Raw genomic sequence first — 17703 nt, 5'->3', positions numbered from 1 at the left:
TTAGACAAATAATTTTAAAGAACCTTTAAAAAATAGCTAGGGTTTTGTAGTGGTCTACTAAACCTGGACACCAATTTAGGTGGTAAAGTTGCCACCGAAGATAGAGGTGTTCAATGAGTAGACAGCGTCGATCCTTTTTTCCCGAATTTAAATTAGATGCTGCCCGCCTAGTTGTAAATCAAAGCTATTCAATCCCTGAAGCGGCCCGATCGCTGGATTTTGGTACAACGGCTATCCGTCGCTGGGTGAAACAGCTAGTGGTCCATGCAGAAAGTAATGTAACTAATGGCGAACCATCCGTTTAATGTATCTATTATGCGGACACCTAAACCTTTTCAAGTTTCTGATAGTGAAGTATCCATTCTGAACGAGTAGTGCCGATCAACAACCCTTCCAAAGATATACCCAGAATGCAGCTTCGCTCTAAAGTCATTGAGCTCTTCGAGCGCAGCCGAGGCTCTGCTGGAATCCGCACAATCGTAACTTTACTTTGTGAGCAGGAGATACCAATTGGACGCTTTAAAGTCCGAAAACTCATGAGTGAGGCGGGTTTGGTATGTAAGCAACCAGGTTCTCATAAATATAAGAGAGCAATCGTAGAGAACTTAGATATACCCAATAAACTTGACCGCCGGTTTAATGTAGAGAAACCCAATCAAGTTTGGTGTGGCGATATTACCTATATCTGGGCTGGCTCAAACTGGTGTTACCTAGCTACCGTTATAGACTTATATGCTCGCCGTATCGTTGGATAGGCTCTCTCAGGGCACCCAGATACGGCATTAACGACAAAAGCATTGGAAATGGCCTGGGAGCATCGAGGAAAGCCCGATGGAGTTATGTTCCACTCGGATCAAGGCTGTCAGTATACCAGTCATCGGTTCCGCCAACGGTTGTGGCGCTACCGAATGGCCCAGAGCATGAGTTGACGTGGAAATTGCTGGGATAATGCACCAATGGAAAGAGTGTTTCGGAGTCTGAAAAGTGAATGGATACCCTCTCTCGGTTACAACGCCATCACAGAAGCGAGCCGAGACATCAGCTATTACTTGATGACTTACTACAACTGGGAGCGTCCCCATCAACACAATGACGGATTACCACCTGCAAAAGCGGAAGAAAAACTTAACTTACTGTCCGGTAATAGTTGACCACTACAATCGAAGTCCTCAATGGACAGGGCTATTCGGCTCGAGCCATTGCACTACACCTCAATCGCTCCAACAAAACTATCTCCCTAGAGCTTAATCGCTTTCATCCTTATTGCGCGATAGCGCTCATCGCCAAGCGTTATGGAGGCGATATGGGGCTCGTAAGTATACCAAGTTTGATTTCGCCATGAAGGTGTAAATCGACCATCAGCTAAAAAACGCTAGTTCCGACCAAGTTGCTGGTCGGATGAAGCTTGAGAAATGAGAGAAACGGTCAGTTGTTCTACTATTTATCGCTGGATAGCTCAGCTTGGTTGGAGGTTGCGGCTTCCACGAAAAGGCAAAGTCTACCGAAAGCGTACAGGTTCTGAGGCAGGAACAAAGCTCATTCCGGAGCGTATTGATATTGAAGAACGGCCTAGGATTGTTGATGGAAATACCGAGTTCGGTCACTGAGAGGGCGATACGGTTTACGACCAAGATAGCTATCTTGTGAATTTAGTTGAGCGAATCTCTAAATTGTTGCTCACTCGTAGGGTGCCCAACAAGAGTAAGAGGACAGTAAGTCGGGCAATCAAGCAGATGCTGAAGCCGTATCAGGCAATATGTAAAACGATAACCTTCGATAACGGAGGTGAGTTTGCTAGTCATCAATCGATTGCGCAGAAACTGGGGTGCAAAATATATTTTGCAAAGCCTTATTACTCCTGGGAGCATGGATTAAATGAAAATACGAATGGCCCTTTGAGACGTTTCTTCCCGAAAGGTATGAAAATTGGTAAGATACCCAAAAGCCGTATTGACGATGCAGTGTTTCGAATAAACACTTGCCCAAAAAAACTCTAAATTACTTGAGCTCACTAGAATTTCTAGCGGGCAGGCGTGTGTCACTTATATTGGCAATCTAGGTATGCTTACCTGTTGCCATAAAAATACTGAGTGGAGGGAAAGGTACTCAAATAGGAAGGGGATCGTGACAGTATAAAAACACTCTCCATCTGCAGGGATTTCGCAACCGTTAGCATCGTTTAGTTGTTTGTAGAAATTCTGTAATCCAGACCACGGTAAAAAAAGTAGCGTGTTTCAGTGGGACCCCAGCCCCTAGGAATAAGTTGAAAGTTTATAGTGGAGTGATACTAAAGGAGTCTATAATTAAGGTGCCAGTACTTCTGCATAGTGTATTAAAGTAATATCGCAATAAATTTCTATATGCTCAAAGGAGTTGTATTCCATGCTAAAAGAGTGTGCTCGGCAACTCTTACTTCGTGTTTAGTTTTCTCCTTAATGTCAGATATATCCTTGCAATTAGTATAGATAATCTGCCATATGGCGAAGGTGTGTTTGTTTTGCTATCAGTTTTTTTGAAAAGGGGGATGCTGTTCTGTTTTTTCAATAAAAAATACAGAAGAGCATCACTTTCATATTTTAAATTTTCACCGCTATTTAGTTCTATGGGGGTGTCAATATTTTGTTTGATGATGGCTTCTGAGGAATTAAATAATCCACTTCCAAGTGCGTATGTAGGCTTGTTATAAATCAGGCTTTCCAATAACACGGTGCTATTAATTCCTATAACTGCACTGCATTCAGCTAATAGTTTATAAATGGGTGTCTCGCTATCAAATGAAACTCTATTTGGGATGTCTTTTACATTTAATTTGGGAATAGCAGGATAAATGGGGTGTGGCCTTATTATAATCTTTAGTGTTTCATCGGTATTCTTGATTACCCATTCTATGAACTCGGCCATTGTTTTGAAGGGGGAAAACATAGTAATATTTGTATCTGTTTCCAGTTGAAGTGGAACAAATATATAGCCGCAGTCTTTAATCCTGTGTTTGCCATGTTGAGTATAGTATTTATTCTTCCAGTTGTTTATCGATTCCCTCTCTCTGGTCGAAATTTTGATGGGGCATGTAAAAGCGATTGAGCTTTCTGCATTAACACCTCTGTCATCTTGATAGTAAGTTCCTTTTTGAGGAAACCAGCCGGCTTCAATGTAGCGATATTCTTGTCTTGGGTTTAACGCTCTTGTTAAAGAGATAAAGTCTTGCTGGTAGTGTACTAGTCCATTCCAGAGGATAATGAGATCAGGGTTGTAATCGGCAATAATATCCCCATATGCGGCTTTTCTATATTGCTGTATTTTTTTCAGGGTTGCCTCAGGTGAGTCATTAAAAAGTTTTCTTAATGCCGCATTTCTTGGGAGGGCGAAAAATGGAACGCCAGATTCGGTAACTATGGATTTTATAATGTTTATACAGCAAACTGTGTGAGGGGTGTTCTGCGCGTTTCGAAAAAGCAGCTGAACTTCTTCTTCGACTATGAGAAAAACTTGATTGCCTTCTTTTATTTCTTGTTGTGCAAGCGCACATACCTGTTCTGCCCGCAGAATGTCTGGCATTGGCTCATAAAAAAGTATTTTTTTCATAACTTTTATTGGGCCTTAAAGATTAATTTTTGAAATTGTACTAAAGATAGGCTTCCTAGCCGAGTAGATATTACAGGTCTTAGCCGTGACCTCTGCCACAGAAAGAGGTTTTTCTGGAGGCGTAAAATAGGAAGGATTGTCCAAAAATTTCTGGATAAGATGAGTCAGTGAATTTGAGTCATTCATTGGGAATGTTAGCTTGGCCTCCAATAGTTCAGCGCAGCCTGGGCTGTTACTCGAAATTGTGGGTATCCCTCTTGCGCCGGCTTCAAGTAGAACTTGCGGTTGGTTTTCGGGACTAGTACTTGGTATTACTAGCAAATCTAAGGAGTCTAGAAAAGAGATGGTGCTCTTTTCATCAACTTCCCCTAAATACTCTATATTTGTGCTACTTTTAAATAATAAGTTGGCATAGTCTTTGTCATGTACTCTCCCAGCGACACTCAACACAACGTCCTTATATGCTAGTTGGGACATCGCCTCTACAAGTAGATGCACTCCCTTATGTGGCGCAATCGCACCCAAAAATCCAATTCTAATACATGAATCTATGCTTTTCTTTGCAGTGGGGGGTAAGAACCAATCGGATGAAAGTCCAGTTGGTAGGTAAGTGGTATTGTTAATTCTAAAAAAGTTCTCTAGGCGAGATTTTCCTGTCTTGGAAAGGCAGATAACCTTTTGGGCGTTACTTAGAATTTGATGGAGCAACCTATTTCTCTTCGGCCATTTAGTAATGCCACCAAATTTCAGGAGGTTGTTACCCAGGATGGCGCCTTGAGCTAAAACGTTGAAACCAGTTCGTGTTGATATTTTTTTTATAATTTTATTTGAGTGTGTTGAAGCAATGCACTTTAAGCACTCAGTTGATTTTCTGAAGCCTGAGCAGAATCTACCATCGCTTAATGTCAAGGTATGTTTTGGGCATAGCCACCAGAAGTCAGTTACTGTGATAAAGTAAGGTAGCTGAAGGGCTCTTGCAGCTATTAGTGCATTAACTCCAATATGGGCAGGGTTCACCATGTGAATGATGTCAGGTTGAACCTCACGCAGCAGCTTTTTGTAATAATCTACAGGTGCTCCATCAAGTGCGCCCCATCCTTTTGTTGGAATCTTAATTAATGTAGTTTTGCCTGCAAGCTCCGAACTATATATATTCGTAGTCTTTTTTTCTGGATCACCAGCTGCAATTATAATGTCACAACCTATATCTCTGAGCCCGCTTGTTATATTCCTTATATACCTTTCTGTACCTTGAGTGTAGCCCGGGCCATACTGCATTGTAAAAAACAGAATGCGTTTATTTTTGCAATTATTAGCCATTATTGTTGGGCCCTTGAGCCAATTGGTATATAAATCAAACTTTTGCAATAAGTTATGGTTGGGGCTGCTGAGCATCTTTAAGTGCAAGTTTTCTCCTTAATCGATTAACTTGCTTTTTTTGATGTATTGAAAACTCAAGTAGAAGCTGTTGGGATTTGCCGGCAATAGATGATTCTCCTGGTGCAAAGCCGGCTAACAATTTTTTCTTAACTGGAGGAGGGCAATTAAATTCGCTGCTTACCCGCTTAAGTATAATGTTTGATATAGCTAAAGCCATATATCTCTTAAAGCGACTGCTAACGGGTTGCTTCATTACCTGCCCATATTTTTGGGTCATCACTTCAGAAAACTGATGCCTCATCGAAGGGCGTGAGGTGGTTGCGAAAGTAGACATAGCAAAAATCGTATATATATTCGGCGTTATATTTTTTTTGAGTGGCATTTGCCTCAGGTTTTTAACTTGTGAAGAAAAGCCTAATGTACTCATGAAGTCTGATATTAAATTGCCGTCTACCCACTGCGACTTACAGTAGGGACGTACATATAGATTTTCTTTACCAAACACCTTTGACCACCTAAATACGAATAAAGGTTTGAATCCAGAAATGTAGACTAGAGGATTAAATATTGCAGGAAGCCATTTTAACTTTCGGTATAAGCGAAAAAAATCAACTCTTGATTTGCAGCTCTTAAGTCGTTGCATTGCACCTGACTCTAGATATTCGTCAGATTTTCTTATATACGCGATTATTTTAACCTCGTGGCTATTCAGCCAATCTTTGAGTCTCAGGATATCTGCTTCGCCAACTCCGCAAAGCATTTCAGAGCTAAGAATGACATTCTCGTTACTACTCTTCAAATGTTTCTCAAAAGCTTCCCAGCCAGGTCCCTTATTTCCCGATAGGAGTTCTCTTGCCAAAATTTCTTGGTGTGGTGCTTTCTCTAACTGGGGATAAAGTATTCCGCATTTTTTTAGTGCGTTACGGCTTCTGGTTAAAGTATTTTGAATAGATGTGGTTCCGGTTTTGTCCGACCCAATATGGACGTATATCTTCATATTGATTCAGTCTCTAAAGAGTAGGAATCTAATACATTCTGAGTGGAACCGAGCATCTTTACTTTACCTTGATCAATCCAGAGGGTGCGGTCACAAAATTTCTTTAAAGTTCTAGTTGAATGGGATACCAAAACAACTGTTTGGTTAGATCGAACTCTTTTTTCAGCTCGTGGGATGATCTTTCTTTAAATTTTTTATCTCCGACACCTAAAATTTCATCTAGCAATAAAATCTCTGGGTTGGTGCGAATTGCAATTGAAAAGCCAAGTCGAGCTCTTTCCCCTGCAGAGTAGGTTCCTACAGGTTGGTTCATTAGGTGTGTTATTTCTCCAAACTGTGCAATCTCTGAGACTAGAGATTTTGCGACGCTAATAGGCATACCCTGCGTAACTAGAGCCATTACAGTATTGTCATAACCACTGAGATTCTTATTAAAGCCTAGGTTTAAAGATAGCAATTGAGATCTTAATCCTTTTGACCGTGAAATATGGCCTTTGTCAGGTTTGATGATGCCTGCCAAAAGCTTCAAAAGGGTTGATTTTCCCGCACCATTGCGGCCAATTACACCAAGTGTTTCGCCCTTAAATAGTTCAAAATTAAGATCTTCAAGGACATATTCCTTTTTAGAAAAGGGGTTAAGCGTCTACGAAAGCAAACGCCAACTTCATTAAAGGCGAGTACTTTATCTTTCATAAGAGCGTCCTTGGGTAGTGCCTATCAAATTTTTGTAAGATTCCTAAGCCTAAAAGAAAGGATGCAGCAGCAAAACAATATGGGTACAGAAGTTCTGTGCTATTCAAGCTTTCACCCCGGATTAGAATAGCGCGATAGCTGTCAAATATGCTGACGAAGGGATTGAGGTGCAAAATTTCTTGAATTGCTTCCGGGCGGCTGTTGATATCAAAAAATATACCCGAGGTAAATAAGATGGTCGTCACGCCCAGGCTAATAATGTGCTTCGTATCTGGAACTAAGGGTACAATAGCGGCAGTTATAAAGCTAAGACCTAAGTTAATAAACACCTGACAAACTATAATTGGCAGTAAAAAAATCCAATTTATACTTAGATTAAACCCGCTAAGTACAAAAAACAAACACAAAAGCGGGAAGACAATTGAAAAGCGCAAAAGCATAGATAGGTTTACGGTGGTTGGGAATATCCACTTGGGTAGGTAGAATTGACTAAGAATACCTTTGTTGCTACTAATCGAGGTTCCACTACCAGTTATTGAAGAAGAGGTCCACTTGAAGGGGATTAACGCACAGAGCAAGAAATAAATGAAGTCTGTGCCTTTACCGCCACCTTTAAGCCCTGTGGAAAAGGCGAGGTAAAAAAGTGCTGTCAAAAGGATGGGTTCGAGCACCCACCAAAGTGATCCGAGGTAGGAGTTCTCGGAGTCAGCCTTAAGTGCACCAGTACCACGAATCCAAATAATGCTTAAATAGTTTTTTAACATCTAGAGAAGAGCTCTTTCTTTCAGAGTGTCCCAGAGACAGAGAACTAATGGTTTTGCCAACATGTACAGTGTATTGCTGTTGTCATATCAGAGTTCCATTGTTAACCTTGGAGAAATGCTAAATATACAATATTTTGTTTAAAAACAGTAGCCTACAGGCGTAAGTTGTAGGTTGGGCAGTCATAATGTACGTCGGTGACCTATTGGTGGATTTTGAAAGAGTAGGGGGTGGGCTGGGAGCCTCGATTAAATCACTACAGTGCTACCGCACATTTTTCCCGGAAAGTCAAGGGGGTGGAGCAGGTTATTCTTGAGGTTGCTCGTGGAACAGGAGGTGAAGTTTTAACACTGTCGCAAGTGCCTAGTGGGCAATCAGTATATTCAGGTGTCAATGTTAGTTCTTCCAAAAGGTGGTTTTCAATTGCGTCCTGTTGTGTTGGTCCTGGGCTATTGTTACGACTATTTAGAAAGTCTCCAGATATCCTCCATTTTCACTTCCCATGGCCATTTGGAGATATCAGTTACTTATTGGCTGGTCGTTCACGGCCTTTAGTAATTACTTATCACTCCGATATTGTTCGACAGCGCTTTTTGGGGGCCGTTTATAGGCCTTTAATGAGATATTTTCTCAGTCGCGCTGACCGGATAGTAGCCACGTCTCAAGCTTATGTAGATACTAGCCCTGTGCTGTCTAGGTATAGAGAGAAGGTTGAAGTGATTCCGCTCGGCATATCTGAAGAAAACTACCCACCCCCAAGCAGTCAGACTGTTGAGTCAATTGTCTCTCGGTTTGGTCGTGACTTTATGCTGTTTGTGGGTGTTCTTCGGTACTATAAGGGCCTGGATTACTTGGTTAGGGCTGCAGCCGGCCAAGAATATAAAGTCGTTATAGCTGGTAAAGGGCCGGAGATGGAGCACTTGAAAGCTCTAGCTGAAGGGGTAGGTGCCGACAATGTTATCTTTGCTGGATTTGTTAGTGATGAGGAAAAAATGGCCCTCATGTCGCTATGTAGAGCGGTAGTCTTTCCTTCTCATCTGCGTTCAGAGGCCTTCGGTGTAACATTGGTAGAAGGGTTAATGAACGGGAAGCCCCTTGTGTCTTGTGAGATAGGGACCGGTACCAGCTATGTTAATTCAGATGGCGAAACCGGGTATGTAGTCGAGCCCGCTGCCCCCGACGCCTTGCGTGAGGCGATGGATAAGCTATGGCGTGAGCCGAACAAAGCCTCTGATATGGGGCAGGCAGGGCGACGCCGTTTTGAAGCGTTGTTTACTGCGGAAAAGATGGTTTCTTCGTACCAGCGATTGTATCAAAATGTTCTTGAAGATAGAGAAGCTTGAATGGCTAGGATTGCTCTCGATGCCAGGCCACTTTCTGAGTCGACAACGGGGATAGGCCGTTATACACGGGCCTTGTTCGATCGCATGTGTGAAAGTGAGCATCATTGGTATCTTTACAGCCATAAGCCTCTGATGGGGAGCTTCTCAAGCGCAGATAACATTACGGTTAGGTGTGGTAGTGTTCGCTGGGGAAGCCTCAGCTCCCCATTTGCACAGGTTGTATTTCCAGTTTGGGCTAGGCTTGATCGTATTGATGTGTTCTGGTCTCCTCGCCATCATCTGCCCCTTTTCTTACCTGTACGTATTTCCAAAGTGGTTACGATACATGATCTGGTATGGCAGAAGTTTCCGCAAACCATGTCTCGACTGGGCTTACAGCTTGAGCGGTTGTTAATGCCTCCTTCATTGCGATTGGCTGATAACGTGATTGCTGTGTCGGAGAGTACTGGAGAGGAAATTTTGGGCTCTTTCAGTTACTGTAGGGACAAAGTTGTTGTTATTCCTGAAGCTCCATTTCTTAAGTCACCTTGCTTCAGACTCCGCCGGGGAGATTACTTTTTATTTGTGGGTACCCTAGAGCCCCGTAAGAACTTGCAGCGTTTGTTAGAGGCGTATAGTCAATATACGAGAATTGCAAAAGAGGCTTTACCTTTGAAGTTGTGTGGCGGCAAAGGATGGGGGGGGTGAAGGTTGAAGAGGTTGTCGAGAGGCTAGGGCTAAGCGAAAAAGTTGAGATTTTAGGGTACGTTGAGGATGCTCAGCTTCCCGATCTCTATAGTAATGCTAGAGCATTGCTTATCCCTTCTCTATATGAAGGGTTCGGGCTTCCAATTGTTGAGGCTTTTAGTCAAGGCACGCCTGTTTTAACCTCGAACTGCGGGGCGATGAAGGAAGTTGCAGGTGATGCTGCGCTTTTGGTAAATCCTTTAGATGTTGAGGGTATGGCTAGGGGGTTAGTAAAGCTAACAACTGAACAAGCGCTGGTGGAGCGTTTACAGAGAAATGCTCTCGCTAGATTGAATATGTTTTGTTGGGAGAGGTCTGCGGCTAAAACGTTGTCTGTTCTTGAAGGTTCTTACCAAGCTCGTCGGACATGAGGAGGGTAACACTCTTTGTAGCTTTTCTATGTGTCATGCCTAAACCTGTAATGTAATTAGGCTATAAATTCTCTGCTGAGTGATAGCGGGATAGGGTAAGTTGGGAAGGCTTCTAGCTGGCCTCTGCTTTCCAGATGACATTTTTTTGGACCCTTTGCTAAATTTTGGCGTGATTAGCTACTGCTTATTATTTTCCGTACTTGCTCAATTAAAATGTTGTGCTAAATGTTAGAGTTGTATTTATTTTTGGTTGAAAAATAATGTGATGGATTGAGCAAGGATGCTCAAATGGAGCCAAAGTTCTCAATAATTGTTCCCGTGTATCAACATTGGTGTTTTATTGGGGGGCTCTTATCTCAATTGGAAAATCAATCGTTTGCAAAGTCAGAATTTGAGCTGATTTTAGTTGCAAACGACCCCCCTGTTGCTTTTCTAGCGAGAAATTACTCCTTTTCCCTGAGGGTTCTCAGGTGCTACGTACCTGGGTCTTATGCTGCTAGAAACTTAGGGGTGAAGTTTGCAAGAGGAGAGTGGCTCCTCTTTACTGATGCAGACTGCCTGCCAAAACCTTGCTGGGTTGAAAAAATTAACTCTGCGCTTCTCGAAAGTAATCACCAAAGAACCTTGTTTGCTGGGCGAATTATATCCGCAGAAAATATTTCAGATTGTGACGTTTATCAAATGTATGATTGTTTGAAAGGCATTCCTCAGGAGCAATATGTACAGGTTGGAGTGGCTGCAACTGCTAATCTTGCTGTGCGGAAGCAATTTGCTGAGCAAGTGGGCGCTTTCGATGAAAAATTATACTCCGGTGGTGATTTTGATTTTTGTCATCGAGCGAGAGCGCACGGTGGGAGACTGGTCTACCTTTCGCAAGCAATTGTGGCTCATAGAGTGAGAGGTTCTTGGTCGGGGTTAGCGGTCAAGGCTAGGAGAGTGAAAGGAGGTCAATATTCTAGTAATCATGGTATTGGAAGATTTGGTGTGATTGTACGTACTTTTTTTCCTCCATTAAGATCTGTATTTTATTTCTTGAGTCGGAGTGAGTACCCCTTAAGGTTTAGGCTATTTTCAATTTTGGTTCAGTTTAAATTATGGTTTGTTGAAATTTTTGAGCTTGTTAAGTTGATGGCGGGAGGGGCTCCGGAGCGCCGTTAAAAAGATGTTGAACTTTTAACTTTAGTTTACTTGTTGGAGTTGAATGATAAAGGCAATAATTAGGTAAGGCATTTTTAAATGAAAAAAGCACTAATAACCGGTGTGACAGGCCAGGATGGCTCTTATTTAGCTGAATTTTTATTGGCGAAAGGATACGAGGTTCATGGGGTTAAAAGAAGGTCCTCTTCATTTAATACGAGCCGCATAGATCACTTGTACCAAGGGCCGCAAGATGATAGTAGAAGGTTTTTTCTTCACTATGGAGACCTTACCGATACGAGCAATTTGACCCGAATTCTTCAGGAGGTGCGGCCTGATGAGATCTATAATTTGGGTGCTCAGTCACATGTTGCGGTCAGTTTTGAATGCCCTGAATATACTGCAAATGTGAACGGGCTTGGAACCCTCAGAATACTTGAGGGGATGCGTCTTCTGGGGTTGGATAAAACCAGGTTTTACCAAGCCTCAACATCGGAGCTTTACGGTGCTGCCAAAGCTTCCCCTCAGAATGAAAACACTCCTTTCTATCCTCGCTCTCCATACTCAATTGCAAAATTGTTTGCTTATTGGACTGCGGTCAATTTCCGCGAGGCCTATGGCTTATATGCTTGCAATGGAATCTTATTTAATCACGAGTCATCACGGCGTGGTGAAACTTTTGTTACTCGAAAGATAACCCGGGGTTTGGCAAATGTTGCCCAAGGTTTAGAGCGTTGCTTGTATTTGGGGGAGCTGAATGCACTGAGGGACTGGGGGCATGCTAGAGACTATGTTGAAATGCAATGGTTGATGTTGCAGCAAGAAAGTCCTAAGGATTTTATCATCTCTACAGGGCTGCAATACTCCGTTAGGGATTTTGTTCGTAATTGTGCTCAAGAGTTGGGGATAGCGATAGAGTTTCATGGAGAGGGGCAGAAAGAGGTAGGTGTTGTTGCTTCAATTGTGGGAGAAGATGCTCCAGCAGTTAAATGTGGAGATGTAATTGTTAAAGTGGACTCTCGTTATTTTCGCCCGACAGAGGTGGTGTCACTAATAGGTGACGCCTCATTGGCTCGGCAAGAACTGGGATGGGCACCTAAAACAACCTTGAAAGATTTAGTTGGGGAGATGGTTAAGTATGATTTGAGGGAAGCGAAGCGGAATTTGTTGTTGGCTGGGAATGGTTATCGCACTGAGCCTATTTTTGAGGAGTAGTTAGTGAAATACTCCCAGAGAGTTTTTGTCGCAGGTCATCGGGGCATGGTTGGTTCGGCATTAATTCAGAGGCTGAGACCGCTAAAAAACTGTGAAGTCATTACTTGCCCTCGAGATTCGCTGGACTTGACAGATGCTGATGCTGTTTCTGATTTTTTTAATTCGGAGTCGATTGATACTGTTTATTTGGCTGCGGCAAAAGTGGGGGGCATATTGGCGAATAGCAAGCTCCCAGCTGATTTTATTTACCAGAATCTGATGATTCAGTGCAATGTAATCCATCAGGCTCACAAGGCCGATATCCAAAATTTGCTGTTTATTGGGTCGTCTTGTATTTATCCAAGGGATTCCCCCAGCCGATACGGGAGCAGGACCTGCTTGGGGGCAGGTTGGAGACGACTAACGAGCCTTACGCTATTGCCAAGATTGCCGGAATTAAGTTGTGCGAGTCGTACTCAAGGCAGTATGGACGTAACTATCGCAGTGTTATGCCGACAAACCTTTATGGTCCATATGATAACTTTGACTCTGCAAATTCACACGTTATCCCTGCATTAATACATCGTTTCCATAAGGCCAAAAATGAAGGGGTGCAGAATGTCAGGATTTGGGGGAGTGGTGATGTTCGACGAGAATTTCTGTATGTAGAGGATATGGTTGATGCGTTGGTGTTTGTAATGGGTTTGGAAGATCGAGTATATCGATCCGTGACAGAGCCTATGTGCTCCCACTTAAATGTGGGTACTGGGGTGGATTGCACTGTTAAGGAGCTGGCTTATTTAATCGCCGGGATCATTGGGTTTGAGGGAAATATTACATTTGACAGGTCAATGCCTGATGGTGTGCCGCGGAAGTTGCTAGACACCTCAAAGCTATCGAAGTTGGGGTGGGATTCCCAGACTTCCTTGGGGGTAGGGTTAAAGAAAACATACGACTGGTATAGAAGTATTTTACGTTGATCGAATGTCAGATATTGTAATTTGTACTAAAGTTCTCAAGAGAGGTTTTACTTTTCACGAAACGACAACTTGAGACTTTTTGTGATAAAAATAAGCCTGATAACGGTTTGTCTAAATAGTGCTGACACTATTCGCGACACAATACTATCCGTGTTGGCTCAAGATTATGCAAATATTGAGCATATAATTATTGATGGTGGCTCTACTGATGGCACGCTAGAGATAATATCTGAGTTTAAAGGCCAAGTCGCGGCAGTTGTGTCTGAAAAAGACTCAGGTATTTATGATGCTATGAATAAAGGCATATGCCTGGCGTCTGGCGATATAGTCGGCACAATTAACTCTGATGATGTCTATTCTGATAGTCGTGTAATTTCAAATGTTGTTAATGAATTTTTAGTTTCGGGAGCCCAATCTGTCTATGCAGACCTGGAGATTGTGGCTCGCAATAACTTAAGCCAAAGAGTGCGTTTTTATGGCTCCAGTAAATTTAGGGTGTCTAAATTTCGCTGGGGCTGGATGCCACCCCACCCTACATTTTTTGTACGGCGTGACTGTTATAAAAAGCTAGGTTTATATAAAACCAACTACCGTGTTGCAGCAGATTTTGAATTGCTAGCTCGTTTTCTTCATCGGGATAAAATCAGCTTCAGGCGCTTGCCAAAATGTATTGTGAAAATGCGTGAAGGGGGTGTTAGTTCCCAGGGCGTTTGGGGGCGGATTCATCAAAATCTGGAAATTGTTAGGGCTTGCAAAGAAAATCATATCTACACAAACTTTTTCCTGATTCTATTTAAAGTACCTCTTAAACTGCTCGAATACACAGGAATTGGCCTTACCCATAGGCGGTGAAGGCCAACCTTTCCCTGTTTGATTTGAAGTGGCTCCTGTTAAGAGAACAGTGAGGGCAGGGCGCTATCCGTTTCACTGGGTTCACTTTCAGGTTTCGCGTTCACTAGTAAGTCGACTATTGCTTTCACCTTATTGATGTCCAAAGGACTAGCCGGTGACTTGTAAATAGCGGCGTCCAGAACTGCTTGGAGCTGATCCAGCTCGGGGATGTTCAGTTGCCTCGCGGTCTCAGCCAAGCTCTTACCATTTACTTGCGGCCACTTTGCAGTAAGCCACTTTAAAGTGGCTTGCTGGATATGGATGGGGTTCTCACTCTCCAGAGCTTTTTTAAGGGCACGGGTTTCACGTTGTAAGTTGGGAGCCTGGGTGTGGTTGCTCGGTATTTGCTGGGCGGGTTTGCGCCTCTGAAAGAAAAAGTACAGGACCCACAGTAAGTGAGAGGCAATCGCGATAATAGCCAGGTTGCGCCAAAAATGGCTCACAGTACCGACTTGTTCGGTGGGTGTAGCTGACTGAGGTACTTTAGCACTGGTTTCATTGTCGCTGGTTACTGCAGCAGCAGTACCGGAAACTGAGAAGCGGAATGCCGGTAGTTGAGTGGTGCGTTGTCGTTGGCTTTTTGTATCCCACCAGGTCACAGTGACGGGAGGAAGCTCGTAGTCCCCGGGTTGTGTAGCCACAATCGCGGTTGTCTCAATACGGCTTCCGGTAACGCCGTTGGGCCCAACCTGGTCTTCTTGTTGCGGTTGATCGGGGTAAGTTTTAAGGCCATCCACGTTGAGTTTGGGAAGTGGGGGCAACTGTGCGGCCCTGAGCCCTTCGGCACGTACGGTAAGAATTCGGGTAATAGGTTCGCCTACGGCAAAGGTGTCCGGGTCCTGGCTCCAGCTTTGAACAATGCCGAGACTGGCAGCGGGCAGCCATTGGCTGCCAGAGTAGTCAGCGGGTTTTGGCAGCACTTCGATAGACTTCTCTTGGGAGCGAAGTCGAAGCCTTTGGCTGTTGCGATTAAATAGGGAGAAGGGGTCCCTGCGCCCAGCGATGGCCACGTAGGTTAGTGCGGGGATGCTGAGCTTGCCTGAGCTATCAGGGAAAACGGCGTAGGTAACTTCGTAAACCGCATGGCTCACATCATTGAGCTTGCGCTCATATCGCTGCTCATCGACTTTTTCTGCATGAGCGCCGGCAACCTTGAGAGGTTCTGTTGCGATATCGTGTAAGCCGATAGTGGTGTACAGGCGAATTTTTACCAGCAGTTGCTCTTGGACATAGACCTTTTCCTTGTCGAGTGTTACTTCCAGAAAAGCCTGCTTTTCACCGCCGTTAGGTCCACTTTGCGCCTCGGTGACCGTGACGGGAACCGCATCGGAAACCTCTCCTTGATAGTTAAAAGAGGGGATAAACAGTTTGCCTTCCCGTTTGGGGGCTAGCGCCAGTACCCACTCGACAAAACTCTCTGCACGGCCATTGATAACGCGATACTGGTTGGACTGTTGGCGTGAGAGAATATCGAAATCCTGTTCCAACAAGTCAAAGTCCGGTTGTCCACCACTTTTGTCTCCTGAATAGCGCACACGTAAATTGACTGTCTCATCAATTCCAATCTTATCTCTATCGACCGTTGCGCTGAGATCGCTTGCTAAAACCGGTGTCGACAGACAAAGTGCTATTGCAAGAAGTAGCAAAGCGAAGGCGTGGCTGAGTGGGAGGCTCCAAAGTTTTATTCGGTTGTTAATGATTGCGTCCATAGGCATTTTTGAAATCAGTGTCCTTGAATCCAGCGACATTGTTCTACTGTTCTTTACCATCTTTGTGTCGCCCCATTTTCCGGTGGCTCCCACTCTCCGCTGCGATAGGCACGGCGCCTTTGCAGGCTCTCGTATTTGAACTTCTCGCGCATCAGGCCGGCTGGATCATCGGGAATTTGACGGAGCCATTGGTCCAGGGCTTGTTGGGTTTCCTGGTCGAGAGGGCTTTCTTCAGCGCCAGTAGGTTGCGATTCCCCTTGCAGCGGCTGTTCTTCACCCTGTTGTTCGCCTTGCTGTTGTTGTTCGCTCTCCTGCTCTTCCTGGCCCTTTTCTTGGGAGCCCTGCTGCTCCTCACCTTGGGGCTGTTGCTCAGAGGGCTCTGGTGAACCAGAGGGCTGTTGATTATTGCCCTGTTGTTGCTGCTCGCTGGACTGCTGTTCGTTGTTCTCAGCTTGCTGCTCTTGGTTTTGCTGTTGTTCCTGGCTCTGCTGCTGGTCTTGCTGGTTCTGTTCCTGCTCGCTTTGCTGCTGTTCACCGGACTGCTGTTGGGATTGCTGCTGTTTTTCTTGCAGCTCTTTCAGCTTTTCAGCAATTTCTCGATTGTGCTCGGCATCGGCAAACTCGGGCTGCTTTTGCAGGGCTTCATCGTAAGCCTCGATAGCTTTATCGTAGTCCCCCTGTTGCACCAGGCTGTTGCCAAGATTGTACAAGCTCTGTGAATTATTACTTTGGGCGAAATTCTCCTGGGCCTCTGCGTAATTGCCTGCGCGATAGTTGGCAGTGCCTTTCCATTCGGGGTTGTGAAATTCTTGCGCGGCCTCTGCCGGCTGTCCCTCTTCCAGTAGGCGCTGGCCCTGCTGGTCTTTGCGTTGCCATAAATCCTGCCACTCAATAGCCTGGCTTTCACTTGAAATTCCAGTTAGTAGTAGTAAGGGCAGGGCGCATGCCAGAGCTCCCCGACGGAAGAGTAGGGCTGCAAAAGGTAGTATTAAAAGGAGTAATAGCGGCCCTTCATCCCGCCATTGGTCGAACTCCCTTTCAGTGAGCTGCGCTTGTTGCGGGCTGTCAGTTTGAGGCAGTAAATAGTCGATATCGCTGTCATTTACCGTAATTTTGGCAAAACGCCCCCCGCTGGACTGGGCGAGCTGGCGAAGCTCACTGGCATCGAAATTGGAGATGACGATGGCCCCTTTACTATCAGTCACAAATCCACCGGTATTCCCCCGTGGGATGGGGCTGCCCTCGCCGCTGCCCACGGCGAGTATGCTCATTTCAACTTTTGCGTTGGACAGATCTTTGGCGACCTCATCGGCGGCCATTGAGTCTATGCCGTCGGTAACGGCAAGTAATTGCCCGCGTCCTGCGGCTCCATCCTTTAACAGGCGAATCCCGGTATCGACGGCCATTTCGATATTGCTGCCGGGGACTGGCATGATTGAGGGCGATAACGCGGGTACCAGATTGGCGATTGTAGCCGTGTCCTCGGTAAGAGGGGTGACGACATGGGCTTCTCCAGCATAGGCGACGAGTGCGGTGAGGCCGTCTTTTCTCTGGCGCAAAATATCCAAAATTTTAAGGCGGGCGCGGGTTAGTCGATTGGGTGAGAGATCTGTCGCCATCATGGACGGTGACAAGTCTAGCAGTATGACCAGGGCATCCTGGTTGCTGTACACCGGGGTTGGCAGCTTGCGCCAGGCAGGGCCGGCCAGAGCGATAATCATCGCGACCAGCAGCGCAAATATTAATGCGAATAACCAGGGTCTTTTACTGCCACCGCGCAGTAGAAGGTGGGGCAGCAGATCTGGGTCTATGACCTTTTGCAGTTGAGCGCTGTTGAGCACCATCTTTGCTAACCCCCAACAGAGTAGTGCTGCGGGAATTAGCAGCCACAGAACCCCAGGGCGAAGGAAGTGGAAGGATTGGATTAGGTCGAGCATA

13 protein-coding genes and 4 pseudogenes are annotated in these 17703 nt (G+C 44.8%); 10 read left to right on the top strand and 7 right to left on the bottom strand.

Annotated features, from left to right (window positions below; translation table 11 throughout):
- Positions 1 to 113: 113 nt before the first annotated feature.
- Together QT397_18010 and QT397_18005 are read left to right on the top strand one after the other, a co-directional pair.
- Positions 114 to 1151 (top strand): annotated as a pseudogene (locus QT397_18010) (IS3 family transposase).
- A gap of 223 nt (positions 1152 to 1374) precedes the next feature.
- Positions 1375 to 2059: pseudogene (locus QT397_18005) on the top strand (IS30 family transposase).
- A 350-nt stretch (positions 2060 to 2409) separates the two neighbouring features.
- Here QT397_18005 and QT397_18000 read toward each other — a convergent pair.
- From QT397_18000 to QT397_17980, 5 genes and pseudogenes are all read right to left on the bottom strand, one after another.
- Complete coding sequence (locus QT397_18000; GenBank protein WNZ54763.1) at positions 2410 to 3582, bottom strand: hypothetical protein; 1173 nt, start codon at positions 3580 to 3582, stop codon at positions 2410 to 2412.
- Positions 3583 to 3597: 15 nt separating this feature from the next.
- Positions 3598 to 4989, bottom strand: a complete 1392-nt coding sequence (locus tag QT397_17995) for a glycosyltransferase (GenBank protein ID WNZ54762.1) — start codon at positions 4987 to 4989, stop codon at positions 3598 to 3600.
- Positions 4955 to 5959, bottom strand: coding sequence for a hypothetical protein (locus tag QT397_17990; GenBank protein WNZ54761.1), 1005 nt, complete (start codon positions 5957 to 5959; stop codon positions 4955 to 4957). Before QT397_17990 ends, QT397_17995 begins: the two co-directional genes overlap by 35 nt.
- Before the next feature lie 103 nt (positions 5960 to 6062).
- Positions 6063 to 6557 (bottom strand): annotated as a pseudogene (locus QT397_17985) (ATP-binding cassette domain-containing protein).
- A gap of 91 nt (positions 6558 to 6648) precedes the next feature.
- On the bottom strand, positions 6649 to 7416 hold the full coding sequence (locus QT397_17980; protein ID WNZ54760.1) for an ABC transporter permease: 768 nt from the start codon (positions 7414 to 7416) through the stop codon (positions 6649 to 6651).
- A gap of 357 nt (positions 7417 to 7773) precedes the next feature.
- On the opposite strand from QT397_17980, the gene QT397_17975 reads away from it, so the two are divergent.
- The 8 genes and pseudogenes from QT397_17975 (at position 7774) to QT397_17940 (ending at position 14017) form a co-directional block, all read left to right on the top strand.
- Entirely contained in the window at positions 7774 to 8757 is a 984-nt protein-coding gene (locus tag QT397_17975) for a glycosyltransferase (GenBank protein WNZ58558.1), read from the top strand.
- On the top strand, positions 8758 to 9444 hold the full coding sequence (locus QT397_17970) for a glycosyltransferase (GenBank protein WNZ54759.1): 687 nt from the start codon (positions 8758 to 8760) through the stop codon (positions 9442 to 9444).
- Positions 9441 to 9854 (top strand): glycosyltransferase family 1 protein, encoded by a 414-nt coding sequence (locus QT397_17965; GenBank protein ID WNZ54758.1) that lies wholly within the window; start codon positions 9441 to 9443, stop codon positions 9852 to 9854. Before QT397_17970 ends, QT397_17965 begins: the two co-directional genes overlap by 4 nt.
- A 288-nt stretch (positions 9855 to 10142) precedes the next feature.
- A complete protein-coding gene (locus QT397_17960; GenBank protein WNZ54757.1) occupies positions 10143 to 11012 on the top strand; it encodes a glycosyltransferase in 870 nt (289 codons plus the stop codon).
- 78 nt (positions 11013 to 11090) lie between these two features.
- Complete coding sequence (gmd, locus tag QT397_17955; GenBank protein ID WNZ54756.1) at positions 11091 to 12206, top strand: GDP-mannose 4,6-dehydratase; 1116 nt, start codon at positions 11091 to 11093, stop codon at positions 12204 to 12206.
- 45 nt (positions 12207 to 12251) lie between these two features.
- Positions 12252 to 12503: pseudogene (locus tag QT397_17950) on the top strand (NAD-dependent epimerase/dehydratase family protein).
- Positions 12504 to 12535: 32 nt separating this feature from the next.
- Positions 12536 to 13165: an NAD-dependent epimerase/dehydratase family protein gene (locus tag QT397_17945; protein WNZ54755.1), complete on the top strand. Its 630-nt coding sequence runs from the start codon at positions 12536 to 12538 to the stop codon at positions 13163 to 13165.
- 81 nt (positions 13166 to 13246) lie between these two features.
- Positions 13247 to 14017: a glycosyltransferase family 2 protein gene (locus tag QT397_17940; protein ID WNZ54754.1), complete on the top strand. Its 771-nt coding sequence runs from the start codon at positions 13247 to 13249 to the stop codon at positions 14015 to 14017.
- A 38-nt stretch (positions 14018 to 14055) separates the two neighbouring features.
- Here the strand turns inward: QT397_17940 and QT397_17935 are convergent, their stop codons facing one another.
- Complete coding sequence (locus QT397_17935; GenBank protein WNZ54753.1) at positions 14056 to 15825, bottom strand: BatD family protein; 1770 nt, start codon at positions 15823 to 15825, stop codon at positions 14056 to 14058.
- Entirely contained in the window at positions 15819 to 17702 is a 1884-nt protein-coding gene (locus tag QT397_17930; GenBank protein ID WNZ58557.1) for a VWA domain-containing protein, read from the bottom strand. Before QT397_17930 ends, QT397_17935 begins: the two co-directional genes overlap by 7 nt.
- Between the last annotated feature and the right edge of the window lies 1 nt (position 17703).

It is taken from the genome of Microbulbifer sp. MKSA007 (assembly GCA_032615215.1).
Lineage (GTDB): Bacteria > Pseudomonadota > Gammaproteobacteria > Pseudomonadales > Cellvibrionaceae > Microbulbifer.
The sequence above is the reverse complement of the archived record's forward strand: the minus strand, read 5'-3'. Positions and strand labels throughout refer to the sequence as shown.

Excerpts from the sequence above, each read along its gene's own strand:
- QT397_17960 (WNZ54757.1), top strand. The coding sequence starts at position 10,143 with ATGGAGCCAAAGTTCTCAATAATTGTTCCCGTGTATCAACATTGGTGT.
- QT397_17990 (WNZ54761.1), bottom strand. The coding sequence starts at position 5,959 with ATGAAGATATACGTCCATATTGGGTCGGACAAAACCGGAACCACATCT.
- QT397_17935 (WNZ54753.1), bottom strand. The coding sequence starts at position 15,825 with ATGGTAAAGAACAGTAGAACAATGTCGCTGGATTCAAGGACACTGATT.
- QT397_17980 (WNZ54760.1), bottom strand. The coding sequence starts at position 7,416 with ATGTTAAAAAACTATTTAAGCATTATTTGGATTCGTGGTACTGGTGCA.
- QT397_18000 (WNZ54763.1), bottom strand. The coding sequence starts at position 3,582 with ATGAAAAAAATACTTTTTTATGAGCCAATGCCAGACATTCTGCGGGCA.
- gmd (WNZ54756.1), top strand. The coding sequence starts at position 11,091 with ATGAAAAAAGCACTAATAACCGGTGTGACAGGCCAGGATGGCTCTTAT.
- QT397_17970 (WNZ54759.1), top strand. The coding sequence starts at position 8,758 with ATGGCTAGGATTGCTCTCGATGCCAGGCCACTTTCTGAGTCGACAACG.
- QT397_17930 (WNZ58557.1), bottom strand. The coding sequence starts at position 17,702 with ATGCTCGACCTAATCCAATCCTTCCACTTCCTTCGCCCTGGGGTTCTG.